Genomic DNA, 12,565 nt, shown 5'->3' with positions numbered 1-12,565 from the left:
GGTGAGGCGCTCACACCGGTCCTGTGGAGATGGCTCCCACGACCGCGTCGGTGAGGTCCTCCGCCACCGTCTCCGCTGCCACCTCCGGGTGGTCCAGCCACCACTCCCCCGCTGCCTGCACCATGCCCACAACGGCGTGCGCCACGATCTGGGCACGGGGCTGGGTGCTGATCTGCCCCTCGGCTACCAGCATGCCGGCGAGTTCCTCGCCCAGACGACGGACCATCATCCCCAGGTCCCCGCGGGTCCGGGGATCCTCGGCGGTGGCCCGGTCCATCAGGAAGCGGTACAGGTTGAGGTTCCTACCGATCATCCCCAGGTACGTTCCTATGGTCGCGCGGGCACGCGGCCGCAGACTGGCGTCGGAATGGAGCTCAGTTCGTACCCGCGTGACCAGCGGATCGACGTGGCGCTGCGCCAGCGCCCGGTACAGACCGCTCTTGTCCCCGAAGTGGCGGTACAGGATGGGTTTGCTGATCCCGGCCTCGGCGGCGATCGTCGACATGGGCGCCTCGGGGCCGTCCCGCTGGATCACCCGGTCCGCCGCGTCCAGGATGGCCCGGCGGCGCTCGGGATCGCGGCCGCGGCCGGTGGGATTGGGTTGCTGCGCGAGTTCGGGAGCCACCGTTAAACGGTAGCGCGAAGCCAGGGGATTCGGCGGAGCGCCATGGTCACGAACAGGCTCACCACGAGCGACACACCTGCCAGGCCGGCGGTGGTAGCCAGCATCAGCAGGGGGCTGTCCGGTATCCCGGTGACATCGCGCAAGGTGTGCAGCACCAGCACGTGCACCAGGAACACGCCGAAGCTGAGGTTCGCCAATGGTGTCAACAGACGTGACGGACCCGAGCTCCGCCCCTCCTCGTGACGCTTCGACAACCGCGCCCCCAGAGCCTGGAATACCAGGTAGGCCGCCACCGACGTGACCAGGATGGTCGGTGAGAGGTAGTCGTAGAAGTACCGCGCCAGTCTGCCCCACTCACCTTCGACACTGGCCATGAGGGCAGCGCCCATGGCTGTCCCGGCGACTCCGACGAGGAACACGACGCCGGCGATCCACAGCCGCGCACGTGGCATCTCGATATCGCGGAGCAGGTAACCCATGACGTAGTAACCGATGAACGGCAGGAACCGGGTGGCGGCGTTGGGTTCGCCCACCCCGTCGAGCGCGACTATGGCCTGGTCGGCCATCCCCACTACTGACATCAGTCCCGCGAAGCACCACAGGGTGGGCGTCATCGCGTACTCCACCAGGACACGCAGGAAGGGGGTGAGAAGGTAGAGGCCGGCGAGGACGAACAGGAAGTACAGGTGCAGGGACGGACTCCCGGAGAGCAGCTCCCGGAACGCCTCGCGCGCGCCGATTCCCGACCGCCACATCTCCCACAGCAGGTAGACACCGCTCCACACGACGAGGGGGATGCCGATCCTGGTGAAACGCTTGCGGTAGAACGTGCGGAGCCCCTCGCTGCGGGGTCCGAGGAGTAGGGCCCCGCTGATCATGATGAACACGGGAACGCACCACAGGAGAGTCGCGTCCACGAGGTTCGCGGTCCACCAGGTGGGGCTTCCCAGCTCGGTGTAAGCGGTCGTCACCACGGGAGCGACAGCGTGCACCCCGAGCACGGCGAGCATGGCGCACACGCGGGCGACATCGAGCCAGACAACGGAGGGAGCGGCGGAACGGGCGACCGTACGTTGGGGAGGGGGCGCCTGGTTCCGGGAGATCGTCGTCATATGCGGAGCCACTCCTCCTGTCCCTTGTCGACGCCCGCACTCCCGCCATCGATACCAGCTCGTTATGGAATTCTCAATCAGCACTCAAAAAACCGGGATGTCTCTCAGCTTCCCTTCAGGAAAATCCATGTCGCCTCCGCGGAGGCCAGAAGCTCTCCTGCCGCGGTGTAGACCGCGGTGGTGGTGTACTGCTTACGCCCCTCACCTCCGGTGAGTTTTCCCATCACCACGTACTCCTGGTCGACCGCCGGAGTCCGGCTGACGAAAGCCGCCATCCGCCCCAGCACCAGGGGGCGCCCCGAGATGTCGCCGGACCAGGCTCCCGGGCAGTCCAACGCGGCCCAGACCGCTTCTGGGGTGACGTTGCGGCCGCCGGTGTCGGCGAGTGAGTGGTGCGGGGTCCACACGCAGGCGACAGTGTTCGCGTCGTCGTCCAGCGGACCGGGGAAGAGGCGGAGTCCGTCGCCAGCGTCCCGGCTCGTTCCGCAGGTGAAACAGCTCGTGAACGGGTGCTGTGTCCAACCGCGGAAACGCTGTTGGGCGTGAACGGCCTCCTCGACGCCCACCGGAGCGATGGCCGCCTCGGGAGCAGCGGTGGGAGCGGCCTCAGCGACGAGGGCGTCACCGTGTGTCAGGCGCAGGGATGAGTCACCGGAACGCTCCACGGCCATCGGTGTGTCGAGCGGGGGCGGCTGCCGGAGGGTGACGGTGGCTGCTTCCGCTTCCAGGTGGCGTGCCAGCAGCCCACTGACGTAACCGCCGTTGGCCGAGTCCGGTGGACCGTTGTACCGGGAACCGATCGTCAGGGTGGCGACAGCGCTGTCGCCCGGTTTGTCGTCCATGCCAGACAGGTTAGACAGGGCGGGCCGCGCGCGCCGGCCGGGGGCACGTTTCCCGCTCCTGGAGATCACGGAAGGGGCTTTCCGGACTCCCGGGATTCCCCCCGCTCCGCTTCCCGCTCCTGTTGGCTGTGCCGCTGTTGTGGCGCGCTGGGGCCCACACGGGCTCGGAGGGCCGACCGAAGCGCGCCGACAGCGCACGGGCAGTGCCGCGGCCGGCGGCGGCGAGGGGAAACGTCCCGCTCCCGCCGCCGGCCGCGGCCCGGGCGTCACCGGACCGGCAGGCCGGTGGCGGCACGGCCGATGATCAGGCGCTGGATCTCACTCGCGCCCTCGAAGATGGTGAAGATCGTGGCGTCACGGTGCCAGCGCTCGACCGGGTACTCGCGGGTGTATCCGTTCCCGCCGAGAATACGGATGGCCTCCTGGGTCACCCAGGCTGCGGTCTCCCCGGCGTAGAGCTTGCTCATCGATCCCTCGGCCCGGGAGAAGTCCTTGTCGTTGCGGGCCATCCAGGCGGCGCGCCAGACCAGGAGTCGTGCCGCGTCGATCCTGGTGGTCATGTCCGCCAGGGTGAACGCGACACCCTGGTTGTCCCCGATCGGTTTGCCGAACTGTTCGCGCTGCGTCGCGTAGTCACGGGCGTACTCGTAGGCGGCGCGGGCACAGCCCACCGCCATCGCGCCGACGGTGGGACGCGACTTCTCGAACGTCTTCATGGCGGCCTGGCCACCGGAGCTGCGCCCCTCACGGGCCCGGGCGAGACGTTCGTCCAGTTTCTCCTTGCCGCCGAGAAGGCAGCTTCCCGGAACGCGGACGTCGTCCAGGATGACCTCGGCGGTGTGCGAGGCGCGGATCCCGTGTTTGGCGAACTTCTGGCCCTGCGAGAGTCCGGGGGTGTTCGGCGGGACGATGAAGGTCGCCTGGCCACGCGCTCCCAGCTCGGGATCGACCGAGGCGACCACCACGTGCACGTCGGCGATGCCCCCGTTGGTGGCCCACGTCTTGGTGCCGTTGAGCACCCACTCGTCCTTCGCCTCGTCGTACACGGCACGGGTGCGGATCGCGCTCACGTCGCTTCCCGCATCGGGCTCGGATGAGCAGAAGGCGCCCAGCTTGATGTCGTCGGCACTACCGAACATCTGCGGAACCCACTCGTAGAGCTGCTCCTGCGTGCCGGTTCCGGCAACCGCTACGGCAGCCAGCCCGGTACCGGTGATGGAAAGCGCGATCCCGGAGTCCCCCCAGTAGAGTTCCTCGAACGCGACCGGCAGCCCCACCCCGCTGGGTTCGAACCACTGGTTGGCGAAGAAGTCCAGCGAGTACAGACCGATCTTGGCCGCTTCCTGCAGGACCGGCCACGGTGTTTCCTCGCGCTCGTCCCACTCGGCGGCGGCCGGGCGGATGACGTCACGGGCGAAACCGTGCGCCCAGTCACGGATGTCGCGGACGTCTTCGTTCAGTTCGAGGCTGAATCCGGGACCTGCCTCGCCAGGGATGTCGTTCATGTGCACACGTCCTTCGTCTCCCCCGACGGTGCGGGGGACGGGGGTGATCACGCCTCGCCGCGGGACGATCGGCGGGCAACTGCATAACAAGTGTTACCAACGGTAACAGCTGGCTGGCCCGCCCGGAAGACGGGCCAGGAACACGAGGACGGTCGGCACGAGGGCAGCCGGACGCGGGACCGCGCTCCGCTGCCTCCCCACCGGGGACGGGCACCCTGTCAGTCGTCGGCGTGCCGCTCCAGGAAGGAGTACACGTCGGTCTCGTCCACCCCCGGGAAGGTCCCGGAAGGCATCGCGGAAAGCACATGGGAATGGGCCCGCGCCGAGGGCCAGACGTTGCCCTCCCACCGGGCGGCGAGCTCAGCGGGCGGACGGATACAGCACTCACCGGAGGGACAGTTGGACTGGGTGCGGTTGGTGGTCTCGCGCCCGCGGAACCAGCGGGACTCCTTGTAGGGCACTCCCAGGGTGATCGCGAAATTGCGCTCCCTGCTGGGATCGACGTGGGCCACGCACCAGTGCGTGCCGTTGGGCTTGTCCGTGTACTGGTAGTAGATCGAGTACCGGTCCGGGGAGGTGAACACCTGGCGCCCGGCCCAGTAACGGCACATCCGCTGCCCCTCGATCGCGCCCGTGTCGTCGGCGGGGAAAACGAGCCCGTCGTTCTCGTAGGCCTTGTATATGATCCCGGTCTCGTCGTTGCGGATGAAGTGGCACACCAGGTCCAGGTGCCGGTAGGCGAGGTTGGTGAACCGGTGCGCCGCCATCTCGTAGGAGACCGAGTAGACGTCGCGCAGGTCCTCCACGGAGAGGTCACGCGCCTTCTTCGCCTCCTGAAGGTAGGGAACGGCGGTTGACTCGGGGATGAGCACGGCGGCCGCGAAGTAGTTCGCCTCGACACGCTGGCGCAGGAAGTCGGCGAAGTCGCGCGGTTGCTCGTGTTCGAGCACGAAGTGCCCCAGGGTCTGCAGGAGGATCGTGCGCGGGGTGTGCATCCCCAGCGACTCCCGCTGCAGGTAGAGCCGGCGGTTGTGCGTGTCGGTCACGGAGCGCACCGACTGGGGAAGGTCCTGGACGTAGCGCAGGGTGAAGCCGTGATGGGTGACGATCGACAGTATCTGGCCCTGGGAGAGGGCACCGCCGCTGTACCCCACGGCGTCCAGGGTCTTCTGGGCGGCTTTCTCGATCTCCTCGAAGTAGTTCCCCCGCTCGCGCATCTGTCCACGCAGCTCCGCGTTGGCCCGCCGCGCCTCTTCGGGGGTGGCCGTCGGTTTGATACTTCGCCGCTTCAGCTCCTCGTACAGCCCGACGAGGTGCTCCAGCACATCGTTGGGCACCCGTTTGCTCACCTTCAGGTGCGGCAGGTCGAGCTCCTGGTAGAGGGGGTCGCGTTGCGCCTCCTCCACCGCGATCTCGAGCTGGGCCCGCCGACTGGGCGGCTGGCGCGACAGCAGCTCCTCGACGGATACCGCCAGCGTCTGCGCCAACGCCGTCAGCAGGGACAGCTTGGGTTCTCGCTTCCCGTTCTCCAGCAGCGACAGCTGGGAGGGGGCCCTCCCCACGCGCTCGCCCAGTTCGGAGAGTGTCAGGCCACGGGTGCGCCGCAGATGACGAAGCCGCTGTCCGAACGTCACGAGGTCCAGGTCACTGGGCAAAGACGAGAGTTCTTCACCACCAAAGTACGCCATGCGTTCATGATAAGGAAAGAATCAAAAAATTTCACCTCAATACGGCTAGAAAAAACCCTTGATCTTCGCCAGGATCGAATTACCGGCGGGGAACCGGTCCGCTCCCGCTACCTCGGTAGCACGGGTGGCGGTCTCCAGCCGGCACAGTTTCCAGGGGACCAACGCAAAGGCGGGAAAACACCATGAGCATCATCGCTCGCCAGCAGGAAGCCGCGAAAGCACTGCAACGAGAGTGGGACACCGACCCGCGGTGGGCTGGCGTCGAGCGCACATACTCCGCCGAGGACGTGATCCGGCTGCGCGGCTCGGTGACCGAAGAGCACACGCTGGCCAAGCTCGGCGCTGAACGGCTGTGGAACCTGCTAAAGAGCAACGAGTACATCCACGCCCTGGGGGCACTGACCGGCAACCAGGCGGTGCAGCAGGTCCGTGCGGGCCTGCAGGCCATCTACCTCTCCGGGTGGCAGGTCGCCGCCGACGCCAACCTGGCGGGCCAGACCTACCCGGACCAGAGCCTCTACCCGGCCAACTCCGTTCCGCAGGTGGTGCGTCGCATCAACAACGCGCTGACCCGCGCCGACCAGATCAGCTGGTCGGAGGGTGACGACGACGCCCCGCACTGGCTGGCCCCGATCGTGGCCGACGCCGAGGCCGGTTTCGGTGGGGTGCTCAACGCCTACGAGCTGATGCAGGCGATGATCGCGTCCGGCGCCGCCGGGGTGCACTGGGAGGACCAGCTCGCCTCGGAGAAGAAGTGCGGCCACCTGGGTGGAAAGGTTCTCATCCCCACCAGCCAGCACATCAAGACGTTGAACTCCGCGCGGCTGGCCTCCGACGTCGCCGGTGTCCCCTCCCTGGTCATCGCCCGTACGGACGCCCAAGCCGCGACGCTGCTCACCAGCGACGTCGACGAGCGCGACCAGCCCTTCCTCACCGGGGAGCGCACTTCCGAGGGCTTCCACCGGGTGCGTAACGGGCTGGAGGCGTGCGTGACCCGCGGCCTGGCCTACGCCCCCTACGCCGACCTGCTGTGGATGGAGACCTCCACCCCCGACCTGGAGGTGGCGCGGCAGTTCGCCGAGCGGATCAAGGCCGAGTACCCGGACAAGATGCTCGCCTACAACTGCTCCCCCTCCTTCAACTGGCGGCGGAACCTGGACGACGCCACGATCGCCAAGTTCCAGCGCGAGCTCGGCCACATGGGCTACAACTTCCAGTTCATCACGCTGGCCGGCTTCCACGCTCTGAACTACTCGATGTTCGACCTGGCCAAGGGCTACGCCGAGAGCGACATGAGCGCCTACGTCGAGCTGCAGGAGAAGGAGTTCGCCGCCGAGGAACGCGGTTACACCGCCACCCGGCACCAGCGTGAGGTCGGTGCCGGCTACTTCGACCTGGTGAACACCGCTGTCTCGCCGGACAGCTCCACCGGCGCCCTCACCGGATCCACTGAAGAGGACCAGTTCTCAGCGGCTCACTGATCATCTGGCCCTCTCCCCTGACGGAGACCCTGCCGCGCTTTCGTGGCTGGGGTGCGGTCGGGTCTCCCGTCGCCTGCCGCCGGCCTCGCGCACACACGTGTCACCGCGAGGCCGGCGGCGTTCTTTCGTTTTCCGGTGGCCGCCATCCGGCTCACGCTCTGCCATGATCTGCCCATGGCCGACTCCACACCCGAACGACGGAACGCGAGCGGTGCCGCGACGGCCCGTGGTTCCTCCGAGGTGCCAGCGCAGCCTTCCGCACTCACTCCCCGGCTGCTCGGGACCGAGGTGTTGTGTGTCCTGGCTCTCTCGTTGGGAGCCGCTGCCGTGTCGGCGACGATCTCGTTCGTCTCCGCACTGACCGCCCCGGAATCGCTGGGCCAGCAGACGGCGAGCCTCGTCACGCCGCAGGCCGGGGACCAGCGGCCGTGGTTGGATCTGTCCCGCCAGCTTTACTCCGTGCTGTTCGCGCTGGCTCCGGTCGCACTGGTCGTACACCTGCTGCACCGAACACGGGAATCAGCGGCCACCATCGGTTTCGATGTCCGCCGTCCCGGTCGCGACCTGGGCAGCGGGGCCGTGCTCGCCGCCGTGATCGGAGGCGGCGGACTGGTGGTCTATCTCGTTTCCTGGCAGCTCGGCATGAGCGTCACGGTGGCTCCGAGCACGCTCAACGGGAACTGGTGGCAACTTCCGGTGCTCATCCTGCAGGCCGTGAAGAACGGTGTGCTGGAGGAGGTCATCGTGGTGGGCTACCTGATGCGGCGGCTGGGCCAACTTGGCTGGTCCGCCACCAGCACCGTACTGGCGAGCGCGACGCTGCGCGCCGTGTACCACCTCTACCAGGGCGCGGGGATGTTCCTCGGCAATCTGGCCATGGGCCTGGTGTTCTGCTGGTTCTACCGCCGCTACGGGCGGGTCATGCCGTTGGTCGTGGCGCACGCGGCGATCGACATCGCGGCGTTCGTCGGTTCCGTGTTCCTCCTGGGGAAGGTGGAGTGGCTGCCGAGCTGAGAATCACGCACTGCTCAGGCGCGGGCTGTCCTCCAGATACCGTGGCCGGCCCAACAGCATCCCCACCGCCATGTTCACGAGGACGATCGCGGCCACCATGCCGAGCGGGGCGTGCCAACTCCCCGTGGCCTCGTGCAGCAGCCCGAACAGGAACGGTCCCGCCCCGGCCATCAGGTAGCCCAGACTCTGGCTGGTCGCCGACATCGCTGCCGTTCCCGCCGCGGTCCGGGTCCGCACCGCGAAGAAGGTCAGTGCCTGGGGGAACGAGCCCATACCGAGGCCCACGCACGTGGTCCACACCCAGATTCCCTGCAGCGGTGACACCCACAGGCCGGCCAGACCGACGGCATAGGCGGTGAAGAAGAAACCCACGAAACCGCGGTGGTCGCGGGCCCGTGCCATCAGCCCGGGCAGGACGAGCGAGGTCGGCACGGCAAGCGCTGTCAGGTAGGAGAGCATGCCGCCAGCCGAGGCGGCGTCCATGCCGTTGTCCCGCAGCATCTGGGCGAACCAGCCGAACATGATGTAGGCCACGGTGGACTGTGTCCCGAAGAACAGCACACTCTGCCACCCCATCGCCGTGCGAAGCACCTGGCTCAGCCGGAGTGACTCGGCCGGGTCCGTCCGGGGCGGTTCGTGACGCAGCACGGCGAGCCACGGAACCGCGGCGACCGCTCCCAGCGCCGCGTAACTACCCAGGGCCAGCTGCCAGCTGCCGCTGGCCTGCTCGATCGGCACTGTCCCAGCAGCGGCGATCGTGGTCCCCAGGGCCAGTGCCGTGGTGTAGAGGGTGGTCATCGTGCCCACCCGTTCGGGGAAGTGCTGTTTGACCAGGGTCGGCAACAGCACGTTGCCGACCGCACCGCCGGACAGGGCCACGGCGCTCAGGGCGAGGAAGGACCACGGTTCGGCGACGAGGGCCCGCAGCCCGAGGCCGAACGTGAGCGCGGCCAGCGCTCCCACGAGGACGTGGTGCTCACCGAAACGCCGGATCAGGCTGGGGGTCAGCGCTCCGAACAGGGCGAAGCACAGCACGGGGAGCGTGGTGAGCGCCCCTGCCAGCGCACCCGACATACCGAGTCCGACGGTGATCTCGTCGAGGACGGTGCCGACGCTGGTGATAGCTGTGCGCAGGTTGAGTGCGGCCAGGGCGACCCCGGCCACCAGCAGCCAGGACACACGCCGCGGACGTACTGTCACCCGCGGCGTGTGCCTGTCGCGTCCTTCGTCTGTGGTGCCGCCGGCATCCGCTTTTGTTGTGACGCTTGTCATACATCTCCGATAGACATAGGATGACCGGATGTACATCATCAGAATAACGTATCCGCCCGTGTGTCTCTCGTACTCTCGCGCCTGGTCTAAGCTCCGCCGGTAACCGAGCACATACTCCACGGCCGTGCGACGGCCCAGCCATCTAGGAGGTAACGGCGTGCCCCTCGCCTCAACACGACGGACCGGACTCGTCGACCAGGTGATCAGCCAGCTACGCACCCAGATCGACTCCGGGGAGTGGGCTGTGGGCGACCGGATTCCCACCGAGTCCGAACTCTCGGAGCAGCTGGAGGTCGGGCGCAACACCGTTCGGGAGGCCGTGCGCGCGCTCTCCCATGCCGGCCTTCTCGAGATTCGTCAGGGAGCAGGGACGTTCGTGCGCGCCTCCAGCGAACTGGGCGGGGCCCTGCGCCGCAGGTTGGAACGGTCGCAGCTGCGGGAGAACCTCGAGGTGCGACGCGCCCTGGAGGTGGAGGCGGCCCGGTTGGCCGCGCTCCAGCACACCACGGACGACCTCGCCGACATCGAGCGCGCGCTGTCACTGCGCGACGAGGCATGGCGCGAGCAGAACATGGGCGCTTTCGTGGAAGCGGACTTCGCGTTCCACCGCGCCGTGGTCAACGCCACCCACAACACGCTGTTGACCGAGCTGTACGACGACATCGCGCAGGTGGTCTACGAGAGCATCGCCCATACCGCCTACGAACAGCCGCCGAACCACGAGGGCATCGACCACAGCGGACTGGCCCAGGCCATCCGGGACAGCGCTCCCGAACGGGCGCTGCGCGAGGCGGCGTGCTACCTCGACGAGCTGCTGGCGCTGGCCGCCGAATGACCAGGGCCCGCCCAGCTGGCCGCAGACCGAACGCCCGTGGGCACGAGCGCGGGCAGGCACCTCCGCCCCGTCCGCGACCAGCCCGCGGCCCCGGTCACCGCCACCGGACGCGGCGGCGCCGGATCACCGCGCGTTCGCGTACGCCAGACCGGTCACCGCGTCCAACGCGGCGCGAGCGGCAGCGACGTCGTGCACCCGGAACACGCACGCCCCCTGCCAGGCGGAGACCGCCAGCACGGCCAGAGTGCCCGCCCACCGCTCGGCAACCGGTGCGTCGAGGACCTCACCGATGAAGTCCTTGTTGGAAACGGCGACCAACATGGGCCAACCACGTCCGGCCAGCTCTCCCAACCTGCGGGTGAGCTCCAAGGAATGGTAGGTGTTCTTCCCGAAGTCGTGTGTGGGGTCCACCACGATCCGTTCGGGAGGAACCCCCAGGGAGACGGCCCGTTCGGCCAGTTCCTCGACAGTGGCGACGACGTCGGCCACCACGTCCCGATACGCCACCCGGTGCGGATCAGTGCGCGGCGCAAGCCCACCACTGTGGCTGCACACCAGTCCTGCCCCGCTCTCGGCCGCCACACGTGCCAGCTCGGGGTCCGCCCCGGCCCACGTGTCGTTGACCAGGTCGGCCCCCGCGGCGACGCACTCCCTGGCCACCGGTGCCCGCCAGGTGTCCACCGAGATCACCACGTCGGGGTGCTGGGCACGCAGTTCGGCGATGACCGGAGCCGTCCGCCGCGCCTCCTCCTCCGCGGAGACGTAAGCACCGTATCCGGCCTTGACCCCACCGATGTCGATAATGTCGGCTCCCCGGTGCACCGCCGCTTCGGCGGCACGCAGAGCGGCATCGAACCCGAACGTCGCTCCGTGGTCGTAGAAGGAGTCGGGAGTCCGGTTGATCACACCCATAACCGCGGGACTGTCCGGACCGTACTCGCGGCCGCGCAGACGCAGTACTCCCTGCCCGCTCATTCCTGTTCCTCCGGCGAGTCCCCGTCCGCCACGGACACGAGGTCGCGATGTGGCTCCTTGGTCACGCTCAGGTACTCCCACGTCTCGACATGGTTGACCGCGTCATCGGCGCGGATGAGTTCCAGTACCTCCGCGAGAAGGCCGCGGTCGGTCGCTGTGATGGTACCGATGACGTCGTGGCGGCCGAACCCGGTAGCGGCGAACGACACGGCGGAGAAGTCCGCCAGGCGGCAGGCGAGCGACGCGGCGTCGCCGCGGCAGAGCACGCCGAACCCGATCTGTTCCTCCGAACCGACCACGGAGGGCTCCACCACGGCTGTCACATGTACCACACCAGCGTTCAACAGGCGCACGACACGCGAACGCGCAGCCGCCTGGGATAACCCGACATGACGGGCCAGGGTCGCGTAAGAAGCCCGCCCGTCGCTCTGCAGGTGACGCACGAGCCGCCAGTCCAGCGGGTCGATAGCCGTGTCCCGCAGCGTCCCGGCACTCGTGTAGGCGTCCTTCACAACCGATTCCGTCCTGAACACGTCGGTTGCCGCAACGCCGGGCAGCGCGCGAAGCTCCGCGAGGGCGTGCGCAAGGTCCGTGTCGTCGTGCACCCGCAGATAGGCGACGGCAGGGAACTGCCCCGCGGTCTGCGCGGCGAACGTCACCGTACCCCACGCGTACAGCTCGTCCAGGACGGGACGCACGGGCCCGCACATCTGCAGCGAGACTTGTCCGAGCACTTCCTTCCCCAGGACCCCGGCGTGCAGGACCCCTACGATACGGATAGCACCGGTGTCCACGAGCTGCTTCACCCGGGAGCGCACCGCCGTCCGAGAAAGACCGACCGCGTCCGCCAAAGCCTGATATGTCGCTCTTCCGTCCCCCTGCAGCGCCCGCACAAGCGCCGTATCGACCGCATCGAGCACGATGAACTGCCTTTCGTTCCCATGACGGCGCCCTCCTTCCCCCCGGGCACCGCCCCTCCTCCGGCCAGATCATGACAGGTGCAGCGTCGATTAACTATGGATCACGAAAGAAACAACACTGACTTTAGCTCCCCATCCCCAGGTAAACAGACATTTAGAACATTTAATGCATGAAAAAGAGGGGTTGCACGAGCCCGGGATGCACCACTGTGTGCGGCATACTCACAGAAAGCGAGAGACTGTCCCCCCGGCATGATCAGTGCCGCACGCGGTATCACAACAGTGTCCGCCCCGGA

Annotated in this window: 11 protein-coding genes; 3 read left to right on the top strand and 8 right to left on the bottom strand. The window is 67.8% G+C overall.

Translation table 11 applies throughout. The annotated features are described in order from the left end of the window. Positions 1 to 10: 10 nt before the first annotated feature. From FHX37_RS07075 to FHX37_RS07055, 5 genes are all read right to left on the bottom strand, one after another. Positions 11 to 625, bottom strand: a complete 615-nt coding sequence (locus tag FHX37_RS07075) for a TetR/AcrR family transcriptional regulator (RefSeq protein WP_141922936.1) — start codon at positions 623 to 625, stop codon at positions 11 to 13. A gap of 2 nt (positions 626 to 627) precedes the next feature. After that, on the bottom strand, positions 628 to 1,737 hold the full coding sequence (locus FHX37_RS07070) for an acyltransferase (RefSeq protein WP_141922934.1): 1,110 nt from the start codon (positions 1,735 to 1,737) through the stop codon (positions 628 to 630). 104 nt (positions 1,738 to 1,841) lie between these two features. Then, positions 1,842 to 2,579 (bottom strand): hypothetical protein, encoded by a 738-nt coding sequence (locus FHX37_RS07065; RefSeq protein ID WP_141922931.1) that lies wholly within the window; start codon positions 2,577 to 2,579, stop codon positions 1,842 to 1,844. Positions 2,580 to 2,845: 266 nt separating this feature from the next. Next, a complete protein-coding gene (locus FHX37_RS07060) occupies positions 2,846 to 4,084 on the bottom strand; it encodes an acyl-CoA dehydrogenase family protein (RefSeq protein ID WP_141922929.1) in 1,239 nt (412 codons plus the stop codon). Between the two features lie 218 nt (positions 4,085 to 4,302). After that, on the bottom strand, positions 4,303 to 5,739 hold the full coding sequence (locus tag FHX37_RS07055) for a helix-turn-helix transcriptional regulator (RefSeq protein ID WP_141925081.1): 1,437 nt from the start codon (positions 5,737 to 5,739) through the stop codon (positions 4,303 to 4,305). Positions 5,740 to 5,954: 215 nt separating this feature from the next. Between FHX37_RS07055 and aceA the strand changes: the two genes are divergently transcribed. Both aceA and FHX37_RS07045 read left to right on the top strand, forming a co-directional pair. Continuing rightward, complete coding sequence (aceA, locus tag FHX37_RS07050; RefSeq protein WP_141922927.1) at positions 5,955 to 7,253, top strand: isocitrate lyase; 1,299 nt, start codon at positions 5,955 to 5,957, stop codon at positions 7,251 to 7,253. A gap of 174 nt (positions 7,254 to 7,427) precedes the next feature. After that, positions 7,428 to 8,267: a CPBP family intramembrane glutamic endopeptidase gene (locus FHX37_RS07045; protein WP_141922925.1), complete on the top strand. Its 840-nt coding sequence runs from the start codon at positions 7,428 to 7,430 to the stop codon at positions 8,265 to 8,267. A 3-nt stretch (positions 8,268 to 8,270) separates the two neighbouring features. Here the strand turns inward: FHX37_RS07045 and FHX37_RS07040 are convergent, their stop codons facing one another. Continuing rightward, positions 8,271 to 9,539, bottom strand: a complete 1,269-nt coding sequence (locus FHX37_RS07040; protein WP_141922923.1) for a CynX/NimT family MFS transporter — start codon at positions 9,537 to 9,539, stop codon at positions 8,271 to 8,273. A gap of 157 nt (positions 9,540 to 9,696) precedes the next feature. Between FHX37_RS07040 and FHX37_RS07035 the strand changes: the two genes are divergently transcribed. Continuing rightward, the gene (locus FHX37_RS07035; RefSeq protein WP_141922921.1) at positions 9,697 to 10,374 is read left to right on the top strand and encodes a FadR/GntR family transcriptional regulator; all 678 of its coding nucleotides are present in this window, start codon (positions 9,697 to 9,699) and stop codon (positions 10,372 to 10,374) included. A 123-nt stretch (positions 10,375 to 10,497) separates the two neighbouring features. Here the strand turns inward: FHX37_RS07035 and folP are convergent, their stop codons facing one another. Together folP and FHX37_RS07025 are read right to left on the bottom strand one after the other, a co-directional pair. After that, positions 10,498 to 11,349, bottom strand: coding sequence for a dihydropteroate synthase (gene folP / locus FHX37_RS07030; RefSeq protein ID WP_211351758.1), 852 nt, complete (start codon positions 11,347 to 11,349; stop codon positions 10,498 to 10,500). Next, positions 11,346 to 12,269, bottom strand: a complete 924-nt coding sequence (locus tag FHX37_RS07025; protein WP_141922919.1) for an Lrp/AsnC family transcriptional regulator — start codon at positions 12,267 to 12,269, stop codon at positions 11,346 to 11,348. Before FHX37_RS07025 ends, folP begins: the two co-directional genes overlap by 4 nt. Positions 12,270 to 12,565: the final 296 nt, after the last annotated feature.

It is taken from the genome of Haloactinospora alba, from assembly GCF_006717075.1.
Lineage (GTDB): Bacteria > Actinomycetota > Actinomycetes > Streptosporangiales > Streptosporangiaceae > Haloactinospora > Haloactinospora alba.
This window is presented reverse-complemented; position numbering and strand designations above follow the sequence as displayed.

What these genes read in the sequence shown, in the direction of transcription:
- FHX37_RS07070 (WP_141922934.1), bottom strand. Translation starts at nt 1,737, where the DNA reads ATGACGACGATCTCCCGGAACCAGGCGCCCCCTCCCCAACGTACGGTC.
- FHX37_RS07065 (WP_141922931.1), bottom strand. Translation starts at nt 2,579, where the DNA reads ATGGACGACAAACCGGGCGACAGCGCTGTCGCCACCCTGACGATCGGT.
- FHX37_RS07060 (WP_141922929.1), bottom strand. Translation starts at nt 4,084, where the DNA reads ATGAACGACATCCCTGGCGAGGCAGGTCCCGGATTCAGCCTCGAACTG.
- aceA (WP_141922927.1), top strand. Translation starts at nt 5,955, where the DNA reads ATGAGCATCATCGCTCGCCAGCAGGAAGCCGCGAAAGCACTGCAACGA.
- FHX37_RS07045 (WP_141922925.1), top strand. Translation starts at nt 7,428, where the DNA reads ATGGCCGACTCCACACCCGAACGACGGAACGCGAGCGGTGCCGCGACG.
- FHX37_RS07040 (WP_141922923.1), bottom strand. Translation starts at nt 9,539, where the DNA reads ATGACAAGCGTCACAACAAAAGCGGATGCCGGCGGCACCACAGACGAA.
- folP (WP_211351758.1), bottom strand. Translation starts at nt 11,349, where the DNA reads ATGAGCGGGCAGGGAGTACTGCGTCTGCGCGGCCGCGAGTACGGTCCG.